The organism is Enterovibrio norvegicus, from assembly GCF_002876705.1.
Taxonomy (GTDB): domain Bacteria; phylum Pseudomonadota; class Gammaproteobacteria; order Enterobacterales; family Vibrionaceae; genus Enterovibrio; species Enterovibrio norvegicus_B.
Map to the genome: position 1 here is coordinate 218,698 of NZ_MDAG01000068.1, position 22,157 is coordinate 240,854.

General features: G+C 46.3%; 24 protein-coding genes. 13 read left to right on the forward strand and 11 right to left on the reverse strand.

Going from position 1 to position 22,157, the window contains the following annotated elements:
- Positions 1-294 precede the first annotated feature (294 nt).
- Positions 295-570, reverse strand: a complete 276-nt coding sequence (locus BCT27_RS23930; RefSeq protein WP_102317826.1) for an HlyU family transcriptional regulator — start codon at positions 568-570, stop codon at positions 295-297.
- A 319-nt stretch (positions 571-889) separates the two neighbouring features.
- Positions 890-1,081 carry a hypothetical protein gene (locus tag BCT27_RS23935; RefSeq protein ID WP_102389986.1) on the reverse strand — a complete coding sequence of 64 codons (192 nt, stop codon included), beginning with the start codon at positions 1,079-1,081 and terminating at the stop codon, positions 890-892.
- A gap of 258 nt (positions 1,082-1,339) precedes the next feature.
- Between BCT27_RS23935 and BCT27_RS23940 the strand changes: the two genes are divergently transcribed.
- A complete protein-coding gene (locus BCT27_RS23940) occupies positions 1,340-2,263 on the forward strand; it encodes a hypothetical protein (RefSeq protein WP_241908637.1) in 924 nt (307 codons plus the stop codon).
- 501 nt (positions 2,264-2,764) lie between these two features.
- On the opposite strand, the gene BCT27_RS23945 is transcribed toward BCT27_RS23940, so the two are convergent.
- The 3 genes from BCT27_RS23945 to BCT27_RS23955 form a co-directional block, all read right to left on the reverse strand.
- Positions 2,765-4,507, reverse strand: coding sequence for a bifunctional metallophosphatase/5'-nucleotidase (locus BCT27_RS23945; protein ID WP_102396997.1), 1,743 nt, complete (start codon positions 4,505-4,507; stop codon positions 2,765-2,767).
- Between the two features lie 116 nt (positions 4,508-4,623).
- Positions 4,624-4,854 (reverse strand): hypothetical protein, encoded by a 231-nt coding sequence (locus tag BCT27_RS23950; protein WP_241810469.1) that lies wholly within the window; start codon positions 4,852-4,854, stop codon positions 4,624-4,626.
- Between the two features lie 182 nt (positions 4,855-5,036).
- The gene (locus tag BCT27_RS23955; RefSeq protein ID WP_102396998.1) at positions 5,037-5,876 is read right to left on the reverse strand and encodes a pirin family protein; all 840 of its coding nucleotides are present in this window, start codon (positions 5,874-5,876) and stop codon (positions 5,037-5,039) included.
- A 264-nt stretch (positions 5,877-6,140) separates the two neighbouring features.
- On the opposite strand from BCT27_RS23955, the gene BCT27_RS23960 reads away from it, so the two are divergent.
- From BCT27_RS23960 to BCT27_RS25525, 7 genes are all read left to right on the forward strand, one after another.
- Positions 6,141-6,821, forward strand: a complete 681-nt coding sequence (locus tag BCT27_RS23960; RefSeq protein WP_102317821.1) for a DUF4336 domain-containing protein — start codon at positions 6,141-6,143, stop codon at positions 6,819-6,821.
- 84 nt (positions 6,822-6,905) lie between these two features.
- Positions 6,906-7,829 carry a polyprenyl-phosphate transporter gene (locus BCT27_RS23965; RefSeq protein WP_102318020.1) on the forward strand — a complete coding sequence of 308 codons (924 nt, stop codon included), beginning with the start codon at positions 6,906-6,908 and terminating at the stop codon, positions 7,827-7,829.
- 139 nt (positions 7,830-7,968) lie between these two features.
- Positions 7,969-8,418 carry a hypothetical protein gene (locus BCT27_RS23970; protein WP_241908638.1) on the forward strand — a complete coding sequence of 150 codons (450 nt, stop codon included), beginning with the start codon at positions 7,969-7,971 and terminating at the stop codon, positions 8,416-8,418.
- Complete coding sequence (locus tag BCT27_RS23975) at positions 8,415-9,014, forward strand: SCO family protein (RefSeq protein WP_102396999.1); 600 nt, start codon at positions 8,415-8,417, stop codon at positions 9,012-9,014. The genes BCT27_RS23970 and BCT27_RS23975 overlap by 4 nt, the downstream gene beginning before the upstream one ends.
- A gap of 75 nt (positions 9,015-9,089) precedes the next feature.
- Positions 9,090-9,554, forward strand: coding sequence for a copper chaperone PCu(A)C (locus tag BCT27_RS23980; RefSeq protein ID WP_102389998.1), 465 nt, complete (start codon positions 9,090-9,092; stop codon positions 9,552-9,554).
- Positions 9,555-9,741: 187 nt separating this feature from the next.
- The gene (locus tag BCT27_RS23985; RefSeq protein WP_017007952.1) at positions 9,742-9,987 is read left to right on the forward strand and encodes an LPP leucine zipper domain-containing protein; all 246 of its coding nucleotides are present in this window, start codon (positions 9,742-9,744) and stop codon (positions 9,985-9,987) included.
- Between the two features lie 183 nt (positions 9,988-10,170).
- Positions 10,171-10,356, forward strand: coding sequence for a hypothetical protein (locus tag BCT27_RS25525; protein ID WP_157939251.1), 186 nt, complete (start codon positions 10,171-10,173; stop codon positions 10,354-10,356).
- A 65-nt stretch (positions 10,357-10,421) separates the two neighbouring features.
- Here the strand turns inward: BCT27_RS25525 and BCT27_RS23990 are convergent, their stop codons facing one another.
- Positions 10,422-11,360 (reverse strand): L,D-transpeptidase family protein, encoded by a 939-nt coding sequence (locus BCT27_RS23990; protein WP_102390001.1) that lies wholly within the window; start codon positions 11,358-11,360, stop codon positions 10,422-10,424.
- Between the two features lie 189 nt (positions 11,361-11,549).
- Positions 11,550-11,960, reverse strand: a complete 411-nt coding sequence (locus BCT27_RS23995) for a hypothetical protein (RefSeq protein WP_102397000.1) — start codon at positions 11,958-11,960, stop codon at positions 11,550-11,552.
- Positions 11,961-12,398: 438 nt separating this feature from the next.
- On the opposite strand from BCT27_RS23995, the gene msrP reads away from it, so the two are divergent.
- The 4 genes from msrP (at position 12,399) to BCT27_RS24015 (ending at position 15,884) form a co-directional block, all read left to right on the forward strand.
- A complete protein-coding gene (msrP, locus tag BCT27_RS24000) occupies positions 12,399-13,424 on the forward strand; it encodes a protein-methionine-sulfoxide reductase catalytic subunit MsrP (protein WP_017007955.1) in 1,026 nt (341 codons plus the stop codon).
- The gene (gene msrQ, locus BCT27_RS24005) at positions 13,424-14,041 is read left to right on the forward strand and encodes a protein-methionine-sulfoxide reductase heme-binding subunit MsrQ (RefSeq protein ID WP_102390005.1); all 618 of its coding nucleotides are present in this window, start codon (positions 13,424-13,426) and stop codon (positions 14,039-14,041) included. Before msrP ends, msrQ begins: the two co-directional genes overlap by 1 nt.
- Positions 14,042-14,253: 212 nt before the next feature.
- Positions 14,254-14,796 (forward strand): hypothetical protein, encoded by a 543-nt coding sequence (locus tag BCT27_RS24010; protein ID WP_241905058.1) that lies wholly within the window; start codon positions 14,254-14,256, stop codon positions 14,794-14,796.
- 206 nt (positions 14,797-15,002) lie between these two features.
- Positions 15,003-15,884 (forward strand): AEC family transporter, encoded by an 882-nt coding sequence (locus tag BCT27_RS24015; protein WP_102397029.1) that lies wholly within the window; start codon positions 15,003-15,005, stop codon positions 15,882-15,884.
- Positions 15,885-15,944: 60 nt separating this feature from the next.
- On the opposite strand, the gene BCT27_RS24020 is transcribed toward BCT27_RS24015, so the two are convergent.
- The gene (locus BCT27_RS24020) at positions 15,945-17,678 is read right to left on the reverse strand and encodes an SgrR family transcriptional regulator (RefSeq protein ID WP_102397001.1); all 1,734 of its coding nucleotides are present in this window, start codon (positions 17,676-17,678) and stop codon (positions 15,945-15,947) included.
- A gap of 215 nt (positions 17,679-17,893) precedes the next feature.
- Between BCT27_RS24020 and BCT27_RS24025 the strand changes: the two genes are divergently transcribed.
- Positions 17,894-18,406 (forward strand): hypothetical protein, encoded by a 513-nt coding sequence (locus BCT27_RS24025; RefSeq protein ID WP_102397002.1) that lies wholly within the window; start codon positions 17,894-17,896, stop codon positions 18,404-18,406.
- 762 nt (positions 18,407-19,168) lie between these two features.
- Here the strand turns inward: BCT27_RS24025 and BCT27_RS24030 are convergent.
- The 3 genes from BCT27_RS24030 to alc all read right to left on the reverse strand — a co-directional run bounded on the left by BCT27_RS24030 (position 19,169) and on the right by alc (position 22,123).
- The gene (locus tag BCT27_RS24030) at positions 19,169-20,365 is read right to left on the reverse strand and encodes a urate hydroxylase PuuD (protein ID WP_102397003.1); all 1,197 of its coding nucleotides are present in this window, start codon (positions 20,363-20,365) and stop codon (positions 19,169-19,171) included.
- A gap of 92 nt (positions 20,366-20,457) precedes the next feature.
- Positions 20,458-20,976, reverse strand: coding sequence for an ureidoglycolate lyase (locus BCT27_RS24035; protein WP_102397004.1), 519 nt, complete (start codon positions 20,974-20,976; stop codon positions 20,458-20,460).
- A 139-nt stretch (positions 20,977-21,115) separates the two neighbouring features.
- Positions 21,116-22,123 carry an allantoicase gene (gene alc, locus BCT27_RS24040; protein WP_102397005.1) on the reverse strand — a complete coding sequence of 336 codons (1,008 nt, stop codon included), beginning with the start codon at positions 22,121-22,123 and terminating at the stop codon, positions 21,116-21,118.
- Positions 22,124-22,157: the final 34 nt, after the last annotated feature.

Sequence of the window (22,157 nt, forward strand, 5' to 3'; positions counted from 1 at the left end):
GTAAATCGTTTGTAACGAACTAAAAGTGCTCAATCAAGATATGTAGGAAAAAAACTAAAACAATCAATGATCAAACCGTGTTTAAACCCATACTAACGAGTTTTAGTAAGAAAATAACGTAATTCAACCATGGACGGAGGTCAGACCTCTTATATCTTTTTTGGTTTTAAGCTATTGATTAAAGACTCATTTAGCTAAAAGCGCACTTCCATCGTTCCGAACAAGACTAAACAAGCATCGTGCTAGACCTATTTTTTGACCGAAATAGCAATTTTTTGCTTTGATCTCGGTCAGTTAGCCAAACATTCTGTCGCCCATTTGGTCGATAAACGTGTGTGCTTTTTGAAGCATGAGATCTTTCGCGCTTTCCTCACCCGGAAGCAAATCAGAGCGGATGAACAAATGCTCTTTTATTTCGCCATCCAATTCTTTGCATATACGTCCAGCAATTCGAAACTGTCCGCCTTCTGCTTTTGGTTCCGGATAAATGAGATAGCCTTTGTACTCAGTTGGCTCAACAGCACGTTTCCCTTGTTCTTTGCTACCAAACAACCAATTAAATAGACCCACGTTAAATCACTCTTTTTTGTTGTCTTTGATTCATAGTGACGAACTGAGAACGCCTTGTCTAGCCTCTTTCCGCATGATGTTTAATCATGACTAAATACCACAGTTCGACAACATAATTATTTGTTCAATAAGGGAAATGTGTGGCATAAGCGAAGTGAATAAGAATAGTTAATCAATATGATAGACCATAAAAGTCTAAGAATAGAGAGAGATAAGTAGGATTAAGATTCAAGTGACAACGTCACAATGATATTCAACACATACAAAAAAGCGCTGGTCAAAAACCAACGCTTTTATCGATGATAGGTCTGGAATAAGCCTAGCGGATCAGCCCGATGTCACGCTTGATGTGATCAGGTAAATCAGACGTTGAACGCAACGTTTTGTTTACTTGACGCGTCTGCAAAATGTCCATTGCATGGGCAAACAATCCTTTGATAGAAACCGCATAGCTTTTTTGAGAGTTATCAACAGAAGTAACAACGTGACCGAAATCAACTGCCTGTGTCATTTTATGCTCGCTATGTGATTGACTTTACTCTGCAAATTCTAGTCATTTAATTGCATTGTTCATAATGACTATTTTTTGCACTTTGAATTAGAATATCTAATGTGAATGAATTTTTTGACTTTGGACTATCTCCATATTTCATTGTTTAAAAAAGGTTTCTCATTAAAACAGAAAGCAATGAGACATTATTAATTTTTATTTATCATACTGATTACAATTTGATAGCATTTGGCTTTAACGATTCCGTCTGAGGCTTCTTTGTTAGCATTTCTTAGCAAACATTCATCAACCCTTCTTGCATTGGCTGCCGTGTTCGGCTTTTTGCTACCTGATTTTTCACAAGCCGCATTGCCTTTTCTGCCTTACATCTTGTTTGTTTTGATGTTGTTTACCCTCATTGGTATCGATCAACCTCTCCTCGTGAAAGCCCTATTTAAAAAAGAGGCGTGGCTTTACGCCTTATTACACGGTGGTGTCACGACGGTGGTCGTGGCGAGCATCGCACTTCTCTTTAACGCAAGTTCCGAGTTGCTGCTTGCACTAACAGCAGTCTGTGCCACAGGAAGCCTCTTCGCGACCCCTGCAATCGTTCGCTCTATGGGCTTTGAACCGCTAAAGGCAATGGCATTTACCATCGCCAGCACCTTGATGATGCCTGTGATTCTTTATATCAATCTAACGTTGTTCAGCGGCGATAACTTCGCGCTCGATATGAAGAGCTATTGCCTGAGGCTTGCGGTATTCATCTTTGGCCCAATGGGATTGTCCTTCCTGATACACAAGAGCATGTCTAAAGATCGCCTCACCCGAATGCATAGCAAGTTGGCACAATTTACCGTTCTCTTGGTGTTCAGTTTTCCGTTCGGGCTTGCAGGACAATATCGATGGTTGTGGAACAGCGATCGTGAGTTCGCCATTGCCATGTTCTTCCTTGCATTAGCAATTTGCGTACTATTTTTCATCATTGGGTTTGTTTGCTATCGAAAGCATGGAAAGGAAGAAGCATTTATCGCTGCAATTACCGCAGGAAACAGGAATGTGTTACTGACCTACTCTGTGGCAGGCGCGTTTTTAGGACCACTCTACTTACCGCTTATTGGGGCATTACAACTACCCACCTATATGCAGCCCATCGTCATTCGCTTTCTGCTGAAGCGACACCAAAAGCTAGAGCGAACCTAGACGTGTTAGGAATTACGCCCTCTTGTATTATATGGCGATAAGAAGGCCCGCCTGCACGTGGCTAGGCGGGAACATCTTCACATGCCAGTGGCTGGAACGAAGTACACGAGCGAAGCCCAAGCAACGATCCAAAAGGCAATTAATCCAAAATCTAACCAATCACGCTTTTCCACCATAGTATCCCCCTAAGGAAAGCCTGTTGTAGTTATCGGCACGCCACGAAAAAACTTAACGTTTTCTGATATCCGTGAAACATTTACCGATACTGCTTTCAAGAATCTTGTTTGTGGAGGAACAGGTGGCACTGCATGAACACTTTGCGCTGATGCGGCAAGTTATCGCCGATTTATTCCTCAAATGACGTCTATGCAAAAAGCGGACACATATTGCGCAAAAAACCATTCAAATTGAAAATGAGTGAGATAGGCAGGATCAAGAATACGGAGTAACGTCCTCCGTAGTCTCGAATAGTTCTGGAATGGTTACCTAAGAATCAGCGACTTACTTAGATTCGGCACACGGTACATAATGTTGCAGGGTATCTTTTGGCGCACGTAGGTTGTCGTTAGCCCGTGCATATTCAATAAAACTATCCGACAAAATAACCCCAATAGACACAGGCTGAGTACCTAGGTTCTTCAACGCGTCATAGCCTTCTTTCCCTTGGGACGTGTACGCAGACGAGACCGCACGATAGATTTTACCTGGCTCAACATCGCGCCACTCCCCAGACACAAGTTGATGCTGGAGCTGAGTGATTCTCTGTCCTTCAGGCTTTCCGCATTCATAGGTATACCGTAGCCCAGCGGTATAAGGGAAACTGCCATTGCCAGTTCCTTCCACACCGTTATTAGTGGCATTGTTGATCGCCCCTTCCAACGCCGCTTTGACTTGAGCACCTGTGGGTTCATAAACCATCAGATCGATCGCGAACGGCAATAACCGCCCTGCGACATCTGCCGCTGTGAGCTTTCCCGCTTCAAGCGACACACGCACACCACCGGCATTATGGATGGCGAAATCGACACCATGACCACGAATATTGGCGGAATAAAGCAAACCTTCACAGACCAGTGGAGCTATTTGGCTCGGCCCTTTTTCGTCAGGAACACGAACATGGCGTAACCTATCGGACAATATAGTGACAACGTCACTTCGCATAGCTAAGACGGCTGGACGGTATTCCGTATTCAGCAATGCTTTGACGTCTTTGTTGCCACGACAGTGTAAAACATTCGGTTGTTCAGCAAGATACAATTTAGCCGCATCAAAATCATGCTCATCGAGTGCCACATCCCATGAGGCATCCAGCGCCAATCCGCGACCGAGCATGAGGTAATTATCACCGGTGTGCGACAGGACGCTGCCATCACTGTTTAACGTCACATCAAGTTTACCAATGGCCAAGGCATGACACCCTGCTTGCACCACCAGCGTATTGTTAATTTTGCGGCCATAAGGTTCAGAGTTACCCAACCCTATATTGCTAAAATCACCTTGCAGTACATGACTATGTCCACCCACGACAACAGACAGACCTTCTACCTCTTCCGCCATTTTCAAATCTTGGTCATACCCAAGATGGCTAAGCAGCACGATATTGTTGATTCCTAGGGTATCGCGGATGTATGCAATGGTATTCAACACGACCATTTTTGATTCGAGGAAAGGCGTGTCAGCATCTGGCATGGCGATCTGTGCCATTTTATCGATAGAGACACCAAAAATAGCCACTTGATGATCACCGAACGTTCTCACCAGCACTTTCGCACGCTGTTCTTGCGTATCGAAATCATACAACAAGGGTTTTCCCTTTAACGGGCTAGGCTTGTTTCGAATTTCTTGGCTGACGTCCCAGTTGCCAGCCAGCAATGGGAAGGAGATGTGATCGAGGAATTTCGATACCGCGGCGTTGCCTAAATCTAATTCATGGTTCCCCAATGCCATAGCATCGAGATCAAGCATGTTCAACAGTTTAGCGTTGGCATCGCCTTTGAAAAGGTTGTAGTACAAGGTGCCTTGGAAGCAGTCCCCAGCATGTAGGAATAAAAACGCATTCCCTTCGCGTTCAGCATTTTCACGAAATTGTGTTGCCACCGTTTTAATACGTGCAAAACCGCCACTCGTCGCGTAAACACGCTTTTCCTGCCCTTTTACAGACAGCGAAACAGGTGTTGGCTCAAAGTGGGAGTGTGTATCGTTGATGTGTGCAATTGAGAGCGTGAAGCGAGTGACTTTAGGCATGATTCCCTTTGATGCAGTGCACAAAACGAGATGGTATCAGAATCTAAGCCTAGTTCACATACATCACATTTTGGTTAAACCGTTTACATGCAGGGAGATAACAGATTGATGGTTAGTCAATGCGCGAGAAAAAGCACAAGAACTTTTATCATTAACCCGAGAGACAAACTGATCATGGCGGCATACCACCACTTCAACTCGTCATTTGAAAGGCTTCTAACACGAAAAAGAACCACGTTCACTTGATGCCAATTGTCCGTTCTTGCAGCATATTGAAACGCACAGCGCACCAACATCACAATGCCAGAGACCAATAAAACCGTTTCAACTGCCTGCGCGATAACCATCAGCACGCTTAAATTCTCTCTTCGTGGGTCACGTCTTATTCAAATTAAACAAATGACCCGAAAACATTCAACGTTTTGTTTGGCTTTTGCGCCCTAGATGTGAAGGCACTTGCATCCCAACAAAAAGAGGAGCCAAGCTCCTCTTCAGGGTTTTACACAGATGGCTAAGCGCTCTTAGCCACTTAATCCGTCAGCACACCATTTTCATAATCACGCATGGCTTGGTTTATCTCTGCCATTGAATTCATGACAAATGGCCCATAATGCACCACAGGTTCGTTGATGGGTTCACCTGCCAGAATCAACACGCCCGCTTCTTTCTGTGCTGTGAGTGAAATGGTCTCACCTGCAGAAAGCTGCGCAAAATGCCCTTGAGGAATCGTCGTGCCTTCAACGTCAACATCACCGCGATACACAAACAGATTCACTTGGTAGCGTTCTGACACATTCAATGTACGCGTTTCTTTTTCCACGGCACGCCAATCTGCAACCACAGCTTCAACGCCCGTCTTTTGAAGGGGACCTGTTAGCGCGTTGCCATTCTCGGTCAAGTTGCCAGAGATAACACGAAGCAAATTAGTGTCGGAACCGTATTCATTGATCTCTTCTGACTGAAAATCATGGTACTGCGCTGGGTTCATTTTCTTGGCAGCTGGTAGGTTAATCCAGATCTGGAAACCATGCAGACCACCTTCACTCATGATTGGCATTTCACTGTGGATAACGCCTTTACCCGCAGACATCCATTGCGCCCCACCGGATTTTAATTCTCCCACATTGCCCATGTGGTCACGGTGCTGGAAATGCCCAGTAAGCATATAGGTTAGTGTTTCAATGCCACGATGCGGATGCGGCGGAAAACCACCAATGTAATCATCAGGGTTTTCGCTTTTCAGCTCGTCGATCAATAAGAACGGGCTGAACTTAGCATCGTTAAAGCCATGCACTCGGTTAATTTTTACACCGTCACCGTCTTTCGAGGCATGTGAGCGAATGATGCGAGTTACATTTCTTGTTGTCATTGTTCTCTCCTTAGTTGCACCCAGTTTACGAAGGAGTGACGAGAGACAACACCACCTAGATAAGAACAAGTCATTCAATTAATTCGAACGATACGCATCTCACCAACAAAATTATCGGTAAAGTTCGTTACATCCTATTTGGCAGGAAACGTGCAGATTGTCTCCATAACGCTTTTTGCTTTTGGTGAGCGAAAAGATTCTCTTTGTGGATCGTGCAATGTTTGATATTTATCGATCAACAAGGTTTTTCACGGATGAGCACAAATGATCGAGTGGCAAGCAAACCGCCTGTGGTATCAATCTGATGATTACCGTTGCTTTGGCGTGAATATCGGTCAGCGAATGATGATTGTCCGCTTAGAAAGCGGTGAATTGCTCATTCACAACCCCACGACACTGACAGAAGACATTCGCCAACACATCGCCAAGTTGGGTACCGTCAGTATCATCACAACCGTTAACTGCCATCTTCATGCTGCGCTGTCCGATTGGTGGCTCGCGTATCCTGATGCATACTTTTATTCCGCGCCTGGCCTTGCGTCAGTTCGAACAGATATTGGCTTTGATGGCACGCTCAACTCAACCACGTCACCCCGTTGGAAAGGACAACTCTACCAAACCATCGTGCGTGGCAATGATCGAAGCGAAGACGTCGTTTTTTGTGACCCTTTGAGTAAAACTTTACTCTTTGGAGAGAGCATTCTTTGGTTAAACGAAGGATCGCTGGGTCGACAATTGGCGGGAAAACTATTGGGTTGTCACAATCAAGCCTCTATTCCTTTCTATCACCAAATGTCAGTGAAAGAACGCAATCTGCTCAGATGGTCCCTGCAAGAAATCCTAACTTGGCCGTTTGAGCACATTTTACCTGTACATGGAGATCCAATATGGTTCGACGGTAAAAAGAAACTGGCGAATGCATATGCATGGCTGCTCGGACATTGAGTACGCCAAGTTATTCATAGCCCTTTATTGTTAACTCGCTATAATGATGCGCAATTTTCTCTCAACAGCAGAAATCAACTTTTCATGAAGCAAAATATTCTCACCTTTTTCAAAGGTATGGCCATGGGCGCAGCTGACGTTGTCCCGGGCGTTTCAGGCGGTACCATCGCATTCATCACAGGTATCTACGACACACTGCTAGAAAGTATTCGCCGTGTGAACCCTTCCCTATTTTCAAAATGGCGCAAAGAAGGCTTCTCCGCTGTTTGGACGCACGTTAACGGCACATTCTTAGTCTCTTTGCTTTCAGGTATTTTGACGGCAATTTTGACGCTAGCAAAAGCCGTTTCCTACGCACTCACCGAACACCCTGTTGTTATTTGGGCATTCTTCTTCGGTTTGATCGTTGCGTCTGCCATCCACATGATCAAACAAGTCGAACGCTGGGCAATCGGTGAAATCGCGTTGGCGATTGGCGGCGCGATATTTGCGTATGGCATCACTGTCGCGAGTCCTATTACGCTTGAATTTAGTATGCTGACAGTATTTATTGCCGGCTCAATCGCTATCTGCGCCATGATCCTTCCAGGCATTTCCGGTAGCTTTATTCTGCTTCTGCTTGGCATGTATGCGCCTGTACTCGACGCAGTGAAGAGCTTAAACCTGCCTATTCTGGCGTTGTTTGCGCTGGGTTGCCTTGTCGGTATTCTCTCTTTCTCCCATGTTTTGTCTTGGCTACTCAATAACTACCGCAGCCTGACCATTGCGTTCCTAACCGGCCTTTTGATCGGTGCGCTAGGTAAAGTATGGCCGTGGAAAGAAGCCATCAGTTTCCGCATAAACTCATCGGGTGAGAAAGTGCCATTGGTTGAGAAAGTCCTTTCTCCTTCAGCATTTGAAGCGGCTACTGGTCAACCGTCTCAGCTGATGATCGCCGTTGTGATGATGATTGTTGGCTTTGGCATTGTTATTGGATTGGAAAAAGTTTCCGAGAAACTCGCTGACTAATCGTTCACTATTCAACCAAACACTCAGGGCTGCGCAATGCAGCCCTTTTTTATAGGCGAAATTTCAAGACATCCCTCACACAGATTTATAACAATTGGTGGTAAGCTTTTTGATGTATTCACTACTAAAACATCACCTAATGAAAAGTTCGCAACACCCTCTTCGCCGTTTTGTCAGCGTGTTTTCTCTCTTTGCATGTGTATGGATTGGCTACTTTTTTGCTGACAGCTTTTTGTTTGCCTCTGCAAATGAGCAAAGTAACGTCGCACCAGATTGCGTATTGAGTACCACAACCTGTGATTTCTCCAATGCCTCGGCGACGCTAGCAAATGACACGGTTGAACCCTTAGTTCCTTCCACGCTGAGTGTGAACGCAGACAGCGAAGCATCCTACTTGTTAGTGGAACTCGAAGGGGTAGAAATGAACATGGGTATCTACAAGCTAAAGTTGGTTAAAACCAACAAGAACCAATTTCAAGGTGATGTGATGTTACCAATTTGCATGGATGCAGAAATGACATGGCGTGGCTCGATTAGCAGCCCTGATAAATCCATTTCTCTTCCCATTGACGTAAGAATGGTGCGATGAAACTAAAAATCCTTGTACTCGCCACTGCGCTAATCGCCGGACTCGGTGCCCGATATTTCTTTGAACAGAACGCAACAGATGAACACGTCGCGTCTTCAAACGTAAATATGGGATTGCTTCAAAGTGGACAGGACACCATCAACCTTTTCGATAATGCCGATGAACGCGTGCGTGTGGTTTACTTTGGCTATACGCATTGCCCCGACGTTTGCCCAACATCTTTGGCTATCCTTTCTGCCGCGCTCAAATCACTGCCCGATGAAACACTCGATAAGGTTCGCCCTGTTTTCGTCACGCTCGATCCTAAACGCGATGATGGCGATGCCGCACAAGAATATGCGGGCTACTTTCACCCTCGCATTGAAGGCAGCAGCGGATCACAAGATGCGATTGATGCACTCGCTAAAAAGTATGGCGTTCTCTATCAAATTACAGAACTTGAAGATTCAGCCATGGAGTATGCCGTTGACCACAGTTCATACTTTTACTTCTTAGCGCCAAACGGGAACTTGCTTGAGAAAGTGCCGCACACGCTTAACCCAAATATGGTATCGGATGCAATTTCTCGACTCACAACAAAAATGCAAACACAATAACCATAAATAATTATCACATTTATCCTACATACTTCATTTTTCTCGCTATTATTGACGTAACAACGGAGCTACTTAATGAAATATTGTTCTTCGCTACTCGGGTTAGCACTGGGGCTTTCCTCACTTTCGGCGTTTGCGAGTGTTGATTTACATGACGCATACGCGCGAGCTATGCCACCAAGCGCCCCGAATAGCGCAGCGTTTATGACGCTAGAGAACACAACAAGCAATGATATTTCATTAATCAGCGCAACATCCCCTGCCGCAGGCAAGGTAGAGCTGCATAATCATGTTATGCATGATGGCATGATGAAAATGCGTCAAGTGAAAGAGATTGAAGTGCCAGCGAATGGCAAAGTGGTATTGGAACCGGGTGGTTTGCATGTCATGTTTTTTGATTTGGCGTCGCCAATGAAAGAAGGCAATGAGGTTTTGCTCTCTCTAACGTTTTCAGACGGGTCAAAAATCAATCAAAACATACCCGTAAAGAAGATAATGATGGGCAAGATGCATAAGCACAAGAAGAAAGATCACCACTAAACTCCCAAAATTCTAAACTTTTAGGCTGACATCAGGCTTAGTTTTTGTGCTGTATCAAAAATGAGTCGCACCGATGTCTACCTAAGGCGGCAGAATAGACAATCGCGGTCTATTGTTAAACTGCAGCCAGTTGTAAAACAGGTAAAAAGCAGTTCGGCATCTAAACAAAAACAATGAGGTTTTGACTATGAAAATGCGTCTTCTAACTTTAGCGGCAATTGCTTCTAGTGCAGTATTGGTAGGTTGTTCAGGCAGCTCATCACTAGAGCAAAGTGTTGCTGATCTTTCGTCTAAAGTAGATTCTCTATCTAACCAGGTTTCAGCTCTACAAGGCGATGTATCAGATGTAGCAGCGGCGTCAGCGCTTTCTTATGACGAAGCAGCACGCGCTAACGAGCGTATCGACAACATGGCTCAGTCTTACACTAAGTAAGATTTAGCAAGTAACACCCCCTATAATTCTGCGGCACCTTCGGGTGCCGCAGCTATTTGTGCGCCGTACTCCGCTTAACCCGCAATTCCTCACCTATTCCATCGCTACGCATGATTCTCTGCTGCCTAACGTTCTCTGACTCTCCCCCAAGCTCAACCTCGCGTTCAGTCGGCAACTTGTGTCGTGTATCATATTTATCGCGAACGTGAACATAGGCCTGTGGGCGCATTAGCTGAACACTCATTGGCTGAACACTGTGCAGATGACACCGGGTTAACGTTACGACTGTCGGATGAAGACGAAGCAGACGCAGACGCAGACGCAAACGCAGACGCAGACGCAGACGCAGACGCAGACGCAGAAAAGTGAAGCACAAATAAAAACGCGCTGCCCATAAAGGAACAGCGCGTTTAGTCAGATGGTGCGGTGTTAGGTTAAATGTCGTTATCAGCGAGGATTTGTTGCCCCATTTCGATAGGCATACCAGATTGAATCGCCAATGCTGCGCGATAGCGGCGCTCGTTCATGTGGTTTGATGTTAGCCACGTAGAGACACGCGCGTCTGGTTGCGTCAACAAACGCTGGCCTGCCTGTGATTCGTCTGCAGACAATGGGCGATGCACTTCAACGTACACGGCGCCATCTGGTTCGAAACTGGTTTTAACCGGCTGGTTAATCACACGCACTTTTTCACCAACACGCACACGATTGAACAACCATGCAATGTCAGCGGGTCGCATACGAATGCACCCTGAACTTACACGAAGGCCAATACCAAAATCTTTGTTAGTACCATGAATCAAATACGTTCCCGTGCCATACGCTAAACGCAACGCGTGCAAACCCAACGGGTTTTCAGGCCCTGCCGGTACAACATCTGGTAGAACAATGTTCTTGGTTTCTAAATACTCTTTACGAATGCTCTGCGGCGGTGTCCATGTAGGATTTTCGCGCTTCTGGCTTATCTTGGTTGTCATGATCGGCGTGTCTCGACCAATGCGACCGATACCAATCGGGAAGATGTACATTTCCTTTGCGGCTTTATCAAAGTAATACAAGCGCAGTTCAGCAAGGTTGATCACGATGCCATCGTAATCAACTTCTGGGAGCAAGAGCTGCTGGGGAATAGTGACAAACGAGCCCGCTTTGGGAAGGTATGGGTCAACACCTGGGTTAGCAGACAAAAGTGCGAGAAAACCAACATTGTACTGTTTGGCAATCTTTTCTAAATGTTCGCCCTGTTGAACAACATGCACGGGGTTTTCCCCAACCAAACGCGTGTCTGCCTCTGGCCAAGCATACTGTGTTGCCTGAGCGTTGTTGACGAGCAATGCACTGAATATCAGCGCAAGCGTTAATCTAAAGCTTTTCATCTAACCACAATCTCTATGTTCATTGTCCGTGATGTTTCTCTTATTAAAGATATCACGCAATACGACCTTTGCTGGTGCCTAACATTTCGGGAGAATGTATATATCGATGCGCTATTCTTGCGAATGACACAAAACACAAAGAGCACCTTGAGGTGCTCTATTACGAATGGCGAAAAAATCACCACGTATTTAGAAGTACATGCGAACGCCTAGCGAACCTTCAAACTTGAACGCAGCGTCTTCTTGCCAATACCACGTTGAACCCGCTTCTCCGTATAGCTCCACATTCCCGTGGCCCAATGGCACTGCTAAGCCTAATCCCGCACGCGGGCCCCACTCATGGTGTTCATCGTCCACCCATTGAAAGCCGGTATAACCATAGATTGGCGCAAATTCAGGCCTTGCCAGCCAATCGCCAAGATTCCAAAGCCCATCGACAGCCACACCCGTTTCTTCAATCCCGAAGGATAGTCGAATCGCATCTTGTGACACCGTCACACCTGACATGGGTGCACCTAAAAATATGCCTGCAGAAAACCCTTGAGCAGCCATTGATGACATTGGTGTTGCCAATGCCAGTAGAAGAAGAACCCTTTTCATTACTCTATCCATATCTAAAAATTCACCGTCAGCAAAACAATGCGAGCCAACAAGACTGATCCCCTGAAATGCCCAATGTCATTCGTCGAGAAACAGCCAAATCACTTTACCTTGGGGATCTCAGTTAAACCAGCGTAACGCAACCAATTTCCCATCAATGCCTCAAATCAACACCACCAATCCATACCTCGAATCCATACCTCGAATCAATGCCTCCAATCCATGCCGCCAATCAATGGGACCAACGCGCGATACGTCTGCGTGCATTTTCTAACCTAATAGCTTGATTGGCCAAAGTTTGATGTTCAACGCATCAAAACAATCATTTACTCGTAATAGGCATAAACTAATGAAAGAAAAACAACGTTTAATAGGTCTATGTACGTAACCTGCAGTTGCAGGCGTGTTGGATGTATCTAGTTTGAGGAGATAGCGGGCATGTTGATCCGTAGAACGAAAAAATCTGAGCTAAAGGAAAGCGACCTGACGCCAGAGTCGGTTTATAAATCGCGCCGAGAGATTCTTAAGAAGCTGGGAATTGTTACCGCTGGATTGCCTTTTGCAGCACAGAGCCAAGCTGGCATTTTTGATATCTTCGGTGGCGATGACAAAAAAAGCGAATCAAGTGCAATTTTTCAGCGCTCCCCAATCGTAGCACCTAAGAACAACGCGTATGGCACGGGCATTGAGCTCACGCCGGAAACCAAAGTACTCAATTACAACAACTTCTATGAGTTTGGTACAGGGAAAGGCGATCCTGTAGAGAACAGCCAAAACTTCAAAGTGGACCCGTGGAAACTCGAAGTAACGGGATTGGTTAACAATCCTATTACCTTAGGATATGAAGATTTACTCAAGCGCTTCCCACTCGAAGAGCGCTTGTACCGTATGCGTTGTGTAGAAGCATGGTCAATGAACATCCCGTGGATCGGTTTTTCGCTGGCGGCGTTGCTTAAAGAAGCTGACCCGCTTGGCAGCGCAAAATACGTCGCCTTTGAAACCCTTTATGACCCTGATCAAATGCCAGGGCAGCGCTCCCAGTTTGTGGGAGGCGGTATTGATTATCCGTATGTAGAAGGCTTACGCCTTGATGAAGCAATGCATCCGTTGACCATGCTCAGTGTGGGTCTCTATGGTCAAACCCTTGCACCACAAAATGGCGCACCCGTTCGTTTGGTTGTGCCTTGGAAATATGGCTTCAAAGGGATCAAGTCTGTTGTCAAAATTCACTTACTCGAAGCGCAACCACCAACGACATGGAACTTGCTTGCTCGTCACGAATACGGCTTCTTTGCCAACGTGAACCCACAAGTTGACCATCCTCGCTGGAGTCAATCTTCAGAGCGCTTTATTGGTGAAGGTTCTATCTTCAGTTCGCGCAGAAAACCCACCGCCATGTTTAATGGCTATGGCGAAGAAGTCGCGAGCTTGTATTCTGGTATGGATTTGCGAGCTAACTATTGATGCGACTAACGCAGAAACACATTTGGGGTATCAAGGCAGGTGTGCATCTCATCAGCCTTGGTTTCTTCATCAATTTAGTCTGGCTAACCTTTAACAATGGTTTTGGCGCAGACCCAGTAGAAGGCATCACGCATTTTACGGGCATTGCTGCTCTTAACACCTTGGTGGTTGCCCTACTGATCAGCCCTATCGCAAAATTTGCTAAACAAGGCATGTTGGTGAGGTGTCGCCGTGTTGTCGGTATCTACAGCTTTGCATGGGCAACCCTACATATGGCAACGTTCTTCGCGCTGGATCTGGCATTTAACTTTGCCTTTCTGTGGGAAGAAATTGTCACGCGTCCTTACATGACGGTCGGCGCTGTCGGGTGGCTTATTTTGCTCGCGCTAACGGTCACGTCCACCAGCGCAATTCAACGCAGAATGGGCGCGAAGTGGCAGAAACTTCATAATACGGTTTATCTTGCCGCGCTATTAGTACCTATTCACTATTACTGGTCAGTAAAATCTGGTCTTATTGAACCCGCAATTTATATCTTGCTGTCGGTGGGATTGCTCGCAATTCGTTGGAAATCGATTAAAAGGATCGTTATTCGCCCAGCCGTTCGTCGTACTTAGTGTCCTATTTTGACCCATATCTCCTAATTGAGTTAACTATTTCTAGAATTCTCATAATTTTTGCCATACTTTAAGGCAACCCTATGTAGTCGTTCTTATTTTTGGAGTGGGCGTTTTTGCTAGATGAAATTATCTCGCAGAGTCTACGTGACTTTCAGTCTGATTGTTTACGTTTCTGTGAACAACATTATCCGACGATTCATAATCGTGGAATGAAAGAAAGCCACCTTGGTAAGGCATTGTCTCGACGGCTGATCCACTCCTACGAAAATATCGATATCCCAGCCAATTTTGTTCAGCTTGAAGATGCGTCTTCATTAAAACAAATGGTATTTCGTGTTGATTCTCCCGATCACCAAATATATATCGTCGCGCACAATTTAATTAGTGCCAACGTTGCTTGTCGCCGTGGATTGGTAAAAGACACCTGTTGGATGCTTGATCGACTTGACGTAAACGACAACAAAGAAAAACGCTTAATCATTATTTCCGACCATTGGATTGACCGTTCCGCGGCAAGTAAATCGATCCCAAGTTGGTGGCTGGGACACCAGCCCATTCACCTACCAGAGTTTATTGCTCAAGGCGTCAAGCTTGTTGACTCACCGAACTCTCTTGCTGTTGATCTTCAAGCGGATTGTCGGTTACACGATGGCATGCATCGTATTTTCCACCCTTTCCACCGTCAACGTGACGGCCTTCCACTGTTTAAATACCTCCTACTTTCTGCGGTTTACCCGTTAAGCAATGACTAGATGTCTGTTGACCTTTTATGGTCAACGTTCCCTGGAACAGTCCAAGCTACTCACATAAACACTGTGTTTTTCACGCCCACACCGCACTTGAAACTTGGCAAGTTCTCATAGAACACGCACCTTGAGGTTGCTTGGGTATATACAAAGTCTGTAGGCTAACTGTATCTTTGATTTTCAACGTCATTTCTCTTCTTCGCGGGGCTTGGATGCTCGAAAAAGTCATTAGTATTCTCTTTCCCGTTTTTGCCGTCGTCGTGGCAGGGTTTATCGTGGGCAAAACCTTTAAACCTGATATGGGGCCCATCAATCGCATCAACATAGACGTCATGGTGCCTTGTTTGGTCTTCTCCACGCTGTCTGTAATGCCACTTGGCATGGAACAGTCTTCGTTGATCATCGCAGCGGTTATCGCCGTGTTGCTGCCCGGCATGATCATGGCGGTCTTGGCGCAGTTTTGTAATATGCCCTTTCGCGTATGGGGCCCCGCACAAATGTTCCGAAACAGCGGAAACCTTGCCATACCGTTATTTGGGTATGCGTTCGGTCAAAGTGCCGAAGCCCCTGCCATCATGCTTTTTCTGGTATCAGTGGTGCTGCACACCACGGTAGGTATTTCTCTGTTAAGCAACCAATCACAGCGCTTTCTCTCCATTTTGAAAACGCCCCTGCTGATCGCAGCGTGTTTGGCGCTAACCGCAAATTTCGCTGACATAAAAGTGTGGCAGCCGCTTCATGAAGCCATGGTGTTACTCGGGAATGCTGCCGTGCCGGTCATGCTGCTTTCACTTGGGGTTCAGCTCACGGCGATACGATGGAGTGGTATGAGAATTGGTATGCTCAGCACGTTGCTCAGCCTTGTTACAGGGGCAATCGCCTTCGCAACAATCTATGTGTTCATTCCTTTGCCGTCTGAACACATGAGGATGATGGTATTGTTCACCATGCTGCCACCAGCAGTGATGAACTTTTTATTGGCGCAGCGTTACGATGCAGGTGCTGAGGAAGTCGCCTCCATGGTGTTATTTGGCAACTTCCTGACCATTGTTACGCTTCCCGCTTTGCTGTACATCGCGTTTGCGTGGTTTTAACTGCAGTCGTTCCCACTACAGTGATATTAACTTCAAACGTTATCTACGCCCATACACCCATTAGAAAATGGGTTTCTTCCAAACAGATTTAAAATCGAACCAACCAACGTTGTTTGACGATACGTCTTCCAGATCACGACTGTCCACCACACCCAGCCAGATATGAAACAACGGAATAATTTGGCGCTGTTCAACAATCATGCGACCCAAGGTTTCAGCCGGAAATGGTTTGTTTGGCGTTCCGCGCCAGGTTTTCATGCTCTCTTCCAGCTTTGCGTAATCTTCGTCAGGCATTGCCACAGACATATGATTGAAATTCATCAGCCACGGCAACATCGCGTCACTGCGTTGATTCCCTAAGCTCATCCCACACAGCCAAATATCAACCTTCTTCGCTGACTTCCCTTGCATCATGTCTTCGTAACTCACGACATCAATATCAAGCGCAACATGATCAGCCGCAAGCATAGCCTTCAACGCATGCGCCAACTTCGGGAACAGCGGGTTATCTGCTTGGTGAACCAAACGCAAACGAGTGACAGCAGGCGCAGTGCGATCACTTGATCCTGCATTGGTATGAACCCAACCTGGCACCAATCCATAGGCGTTGGTGAGACGATATTCACCAATGCCATCTTGCGCCAAATACGGCATCAACGAAAAAGAGGCAATACGCGAATGCAGGTACTCCGCCCAACGTGGATCTTTTGCAATGCCCGTACGTCGATTCAACAGAAGGTAGTTGCACCCTTCATCCAACGCTAATCGATCGTGCTCTCCGTTGCTTATCGCGTTTTGGTGCAGCGCACCCTGTCGGGAGTCCAACACGGTGGGATCGAGCGACGCTGTGGGCTGCAAGTAACACATGGCAGCGCTATCCAAAACCCAAATCTCTATTTCATCTGTCAATGCACGAAAGCCGAAGTATTGATCATGTGCGCGCAACACTAACTGGCGGCTGTTGTTTTCAGCCACCAGATACGGGCCAGTGCCAACCGGAATACGCTCGGCGTTCTTTGTGCCCATCGAAGACTTGGATTGAATCGCCGCCATGGGAACCGCCAAGGTCTCGTGCAAGCGGCAATCTGGAAAATGCAGATAGATATCGACGGCATTCTCAGCAGGCGATTCAATCTTTTCGATATGAGAGAAATACGCGTTATCAAGCAGGTTTTCTAATGATGCAATCACATCAGTCGCACTCAGCAAACTGCCATCGTGAAACTTCACTGCTGGGCGTAAATAGAAACGCCAGTGACATGCACTCAACGCTTCCCAGTGGTGCGCCAAATCAGGCTCTACATCGTTGGTTCTTTCATTTATACGAGTAAGGCCGTTAAAGATTTGAGTGATCAAATGCTGTTCAGACCGACGCAACGGTTTAGCCGGATTCAAGCTTGGGAACGCGCGGTAATATGGCAAGCGAATGATCTGCTTGCCTTCCTGCGTAGTAACACCCAATTGCTCTTGAATGAGTTGAGCGAGTTTAGACGCATCGTTGTCAAGATGCTCTAGGGCTGCATCGAGTTTTCCGTCTTTTACCCATTCGCGTACGCGCTTCATTTGGAGATCAGATTGCGAACGATGGAAGGTCAGTCGGCTTTGTTTTCCTCGGCCAACCGCAGGGTCCCAGGTTAACCACCCTTGCTCGGCCATTTTGTTCAATACCATGCGTGCATTGCGGCGGGTACAGAACAAGATTTCCGACATATCTTGAAGGTTTGTATCGCTGTCTTTACCGTGAAAGTGCGCGTAGATTTTGGAAAATTGCACTTGAAGACGTTGGCCTGACATAAAAGAGGAACCCAAATTCAGAAAAATTAACGCTTAGATTTCCTATTTTAACCGAAATTCGGGCTGTTCGCCTCTCACAATCAAGGGGTTATAGCGCGATCGCACTCACAGTTTATTTCCCCTATTTAGAATTCGAGCATTGTTATTTTACTTTATATCGCTATTATCGAGGCTCACATGCACTACGCATTTCATGCAAAGCAGCAGGAGCCCGCATGGCTGACACGGCAATTCTTTCGCACTTCCACAAAAAACAAGCGTGGATGGCGAGTCATATAAACGCTGCGCAATTTCCTACAGCAGAAAGTAAGCAAGGTTTAGCGATTTACCAGACGGCTGAATCTCTTCCTGCCCTTCGTGGTAAAGAAGATTCGAGCAGCCTTGTTGAAGGTATTACTGTTTACGCTGTCGATTGCCACCCACTCATGGTTCGCTATGCCAAAACGCTGGCAATGAAATGGCCTGAGTCTGATCACGCACTGATGCTAGAGTTTCTTTCGCAATTATCTCTCACCGACTTAGACCCAGCACCGGGAACAGACATTACCTTATATGTGGCCATGTCGGAGGGAACACCTGTTGCTACAGGCATGGTATTTACCAGTGAAGAAGAGACGGGAAGTGTTGCGGGAATATACGATGTGTTTGGTGTAAACGAAGATGCCAAACGTGCGGTGTTGGCACATGTTTTCACATCAACGTCGGCGGATACGATCGTCTGCGAATAGACAGTGACGTGATTGTTCACCGCTCCCGCCCCCTTCAGTGCCGCAAGAAGAAAAACTGTCACAGAATCCAAAAACAAAAAGCAGAACCCTGGGGCTCTGCTTTTTTGTCTCTACTGTCAGCCAATGTGAATCATTAGCCATTCATAGAAATCGATGCTTGGGATCTTTCTACGCTGTCTTTCGAATTTCAACGAAACGCACAAAAACAACACCTACTCACCGGCGATATTTGAATCGCAGGTCAATAGTAAAACTGACTCTATCGCAACTGAAACGTGGTACTCAAAAGTCTATCAGCAGCAAATCGTTCAGTGTGTATCGCTTATGAACGTGAAGAACGCTCTTTCTTAACGATGAAGAATGCTGCAACGATAAATGCGATTACCAGTAGTGTTTCCACGATATGTTCCTTTCGATTATTGGGCGTTAAAAATGCGCTGTTCACTGACTACATACTTCTGAATTTACGTGTCATTGAACATAAATTGCGCAAGAGTATACAGTAATTTTAGTTGCAAGAAATTATGAATTGTTAATTATTTGTCTGCTAATTGGTGTTTTCCACGTGAATTTACGTTTTCACGCTATCAGACAAGCAATATTATAGTGAAACATCGTCGTTTGTGACTATGACGGCGCGCCTAACTCGCTAAATTTTATAGGATATAGTGCGCAAAATTAAAAAGTCGCCGAGATACACGGCGACTTTGTTAACAGGCTGTTAAATTACATTTAAGGAATGACATACTATATCAGTGCCTTTTACTGAATCTGCGCCCCATCCTCTGCCCATTGTCCGATTAATGATCGTTCATCGTCAGTCATCTGAGTCATGTTACCAAGTGGCATGATGTTGGTCGTAACCGACTGCGCCACAATTCTCGCGGCTTCCAATTTGATTTGCTCAGGGGTATCCAGCATGACGCCAGCGGGAGCAACTGCAAAAGCAGGATGTGTCGGACTCTGCGAATGACACACAGTGCAACGTTCAGCAATGATGTTATTCACTTCAACAAAAACAGGGGCAACTTGGGCTTGCTCTGGAGCAACACCTGAACCGGATTTCATTGCTGGCGATGACACAAATGCCAAACACACCAAACCTAATGCAGCGGTTGGAATTGTCCACGCAAACTTTTGGCTTCCATGGCGTGTGTTGAAGTAATGGCGAACCATCACGCTGAGCACGGACAGACCCGCCAAAATTGCCCAGTTGTATTCATGCCCATACGTGCTTGGGAAGTGATTGCTGATCATGATGAACAGAACAGGCAAGGTGAGATAATTGTTGTGACGTGAGCGTAATAAGCCCTTTGCAGGCAATGCTGGGTCAGGCTCTCGGTTTTCTTCTATGGCTTTCACTAAACCACGCTGTGCTGGCATGATCACACGAAAGACATTGCCCACCATGATGGTTCCTATGATCGCACCGACATGGATGTAAGCGCCTCGCCCACTGAACACAAGGCTCAACGCCCACGCTGCAAAGACCAAACCTGCAAACAAGAAGACACCAAGTAACAACGGCTTTTTACCTAACGGGGAGTCACAAAGAAGATCATAGATAAACCAACCTGCTACCAGAGCGCCGATACCGATCGCTATCGCCGTACCTGATGACAACCCAGAACCGGGTTTGACTAAGTAAAGGTCGGCATTGGAATAGAACACCACGGTCAGCAATGCCACGCCTGTTAGCCAAGTAAAATACGCTTCCCATTTAAACCAATGCAGCGTTTCAGGCATGCTTGGTGGTGCAAGCTTGTATTTTTCAAGATGGTAAATCCCACCGCCGTGAATGGCCCAAAGGTCACCCGAAAGGCCATCTTTTGGATTGACTCGATTTAAGTTGTTTTCTAGCCATACGAAATAGAACGACGCGCCAATCCACGCAACACCCGTGATCATGTGTGCCCATCGTATCGCCAGATTTAGCCACTCTGTGATATACGGATCCATATATAACTCCTGTATCAACGCAGACACTGTTCAACGTCTGCGTTGTTATCCTGTCTCTGTGTGGGTTCTCGCGAGCACAGCATCAGCTACATTCACATGCTAATACCGTCCAACGCTAAAACCACTTTCGTCTCAGCAGAAAAGAAATGCTCATCGCAGTTATTCCCTTCACCCTCGCGATCTACCACCAAAAATCGGTCATGATCTTTCAGCGCTAAAACAGGGTGATGCCATACACCAGCGTGGTAATTCACGCCTTGTGTGCCTTTGGCATAAAACGCGCGAATACTCGCGTTCTCTGGCGGATTGCCACGCGGTGCAACAACAACCAAATAGTTGTTACATTGTAACGGAATGAACGCTTGCGACCCTTTCGGATGCCTTTCCAACATGGCGATATGAAGTGGATATTGCAGTGGCATCGCTTCAAAAATATTGATGATGACACGGGCTCCTTCATCCACTTCTGTCGTTGCTAATTTATGGTAGCGACGTGTCGACCCACCATTGATCATGAAAAACTCACGGTCTTCTGCTTCGATAACATCCCCAAACTCAGCGAAAGCTGCTCGGGTTAACGGCTCTATCTTTAACAAAACATCGGTGCGCATTTTTCATTCTCTTGGTTATCGTCTATCAACATCTGCGGTTAAACATCGTCAAATGGATGCGTTCGTTTATGGTTGTATCACTTGTATGGTTGTGTCACTTGAACACCTGCGTACAAACATGCTCTCTGCGTGAATATATTTAGGCTAAGTCTTTATCGAACTTAGTACCGAACAAACGCACTCGACTCACGCCACCATCGGGGAAGATGTTCACACGAACGTGTGTCACCGTGCCAATGTCGTTGATTTGATCGGCGTATTCATGAAGGTTATCTGCGGACAGTTTTTGATTCGGAAGTAGTTCACGCCAAAACAAGCTCTGTGTTGCGATCTGGTCGTCCGTTCCACCTTTCACCTTCGCAGCCTGAATTGAAATGCTGTCAGGAAAGTTACCTTTAAAGTGCGCAGTATCGACAACAATGCGGGCGATATCGCCAGCGTGCCCTAACGACAGAATCACCCAATCATTTCCCGGCTCACGACGACGCGCGGTTTCCCAGCCATCACCCATGTTGATGCCACGGCCCGGCATAATAAGATTTCGCATATGGCCAAAGTGTTGGTCATTACATGCCAGTGCACGGCCACCGTGCTCAACCGCCACCAAATCCAGTTCTTGATAGGGTGCAATGCCGGACCAATCCATGTTTGGATTACCAAACACACGAAGCCTTGCTACACCGCCGTCGGGGTAGATATTCAATCGAACATGCGTAAACGCGCGGTCATCACTGACAGGAAGAACATGGTGACTATTGCCAGAGAGGCTGGTCGAGGGCTGGATTTCGTGCCATTCGCTGTTTTCAGTCGGATCACCATCAGGGGAATAGCACGCATCAAGCGATGCGGAAGGCGGATAATTACCCGTAAAATGGGACGTGTCGATATCGATACCGTGTATAACGCCTGCTAATCCCAAGCGAACAACACAGTAGTCATAGCCTTCTTCACGCTTGCGGCGAGATTCCCAGCCATCCATCCACTTGCCATTGTCGTCATAAACATCTTCTTTCCATTCGGCTTCGCCATCATCCACTAAGCGTTGTTTATCGGCGAAGAAATCGTCTGTCGCGAAGATCGCTTCTGTACCTAGACGGCTACTGGCGAGATTGACCAATTTGGTGAAATCAGGTGGTGTTACATCCATCGTGTTTGCTTCCTTTCTCATTGTCGTTATCTCT

Coding starts and splice junctions, on each gene's coding strand:
- BCT27_RS23935 (WP_102389986.1), bottom strand. CDS start 1,081: ATGACACAGGCAGTTGATTTCGGTCACGTTGTTACTTCTGTTGATAAC.
- BCT27_RS23945 (WP_102396997.1), bottom strand. CDS start 4,507: ATGCCTAAAGTCACTCGCTTCACGCTCTCAATTGCACACATCAACGAT.
- BCT27_RS23950 (WP_241810469.1), bottom strand. CDS start 4,854: ATGGTTATCGCGCAGGCAGTTGAAACGGTTTTATTGGTCTCTGGCATT.
- BCT27_RS23955 (WP_102396998.1), bottom strand. CDS start 5,876: ATGACAACAAGAAATGTAACTCGCATCATTCGCTCACATGCCTCGAAA.
- BCT27_RS23960 (WP_102317821.1), top strand. CDS start 6,141: ATGATCGAGTGGCAAGCAAACCGCCTGTGGTATCAATCTGATGATTAC.
- BCT27_RS23965 (WP_102318020.1), top strand. CDS start 6,906: ATGAAGCAAAATATTCTCACCTTTTTCAAAGGTATGGCCATGGGCGCA.
- BCT27_RS23970 (WP_241908638.1), top strand. CDS start 7,969: ATGAAAAGTTCGCAACACCCTCTTCGCCGTTTTGTCAGCGTGTTTTCT.
- BCT27_RS23975 (WP_102396999.1), top strand. CDS start 8,415: ATGAAACTAAAAATCCTTGTACTCGCCACTGCGCTAATCGCCGGACTC.
- BCT27_RS23980 (WP_102389998.1), top strand. CDS start 9,090: ATGAAATATTGTTCTTCGCTACTCGGGTTAGCACTGGGGCTTTCCTCA.
- BCT27_RS23985 (WP_017007952.1), top strand. CDS start 9,742: ATGAAAATGCGTCTTCTAACTTTAGCGGCAATTGCTTCTAGTGCAGTA.
- BCT27_RS23990 (WP_102390001.1), bottom strand. CDS start 11,360: ATGAAAAGCTTTAGATTAACGCTTGCGCTGATATTCAGTGCATTGCTC.
- BCT27_RS23995 (WP_102397000.1), bottom strand. CDS start 11,960: ATGAAAAGGGTTCTTCTTCTACTGGCATTGGCAACACCAATGTCATCA.
- msrP (WP_017007955.1), top strand. CDS start 12,399: ATGTTGATCCGTAGAACGAAAAAATCTGAGCTAAAGGAAAGCGACCTG.
- msrQ (WP_102390005.1), top strand. CDS start 13,424: ATGCGACTAACGCAGAAACACATTTGGGGTATCAAGGCAGGTGTGCAT.
- BCT27_RS24010 (WP_241905058.1), top strand. CDS start 14,254: ATGAAAGAAAGCCACCTTGGTAAGGCATTGTCTCGACGGCTGATCCAC.
- BCT27_RS24015 (WP_102397029.1), top strand. CDS start 15,003: ATGCTCGAAAAAGTCATTAGTATTCTCTTTCCCGTTTTTGCCGTCGTC.
- BCT27_RS24020 (WP_102397001.1), bottom strand. CDS start 17,678: ATGTCAGGCCAACGTCTTCAAGTGCAATTTTCCAAAATCTACGCGCAC.
- BCT27_RS24025 (WP_102397002.1), top strand. CDS start 17,894: ATGGCTGACACGGCAATTCTTTCGCACTTCCACAAAAAACAAGCGTGG.
- BCT27_RS24030 (WP_102397003.1), bottom strand. CDS start 20,365: ATGGATCCGTATATCACAGAGTGGCTAAATCTGGCGATACGATGGGCA.
- BCT27_RS24035 (WP_102397004.1), bottom strand. CDS start 20,976: ATGCGCACCGATGTTTTGTTAAAGATAGAGCCGTTAACCCGAGCAGCT.
- alc (WP_102397005.1), bottom strand. CDS start 22,123: ATGGATGTAACACCACCTGATTTCACCAAATTGGTCAATCTCGCCAGT.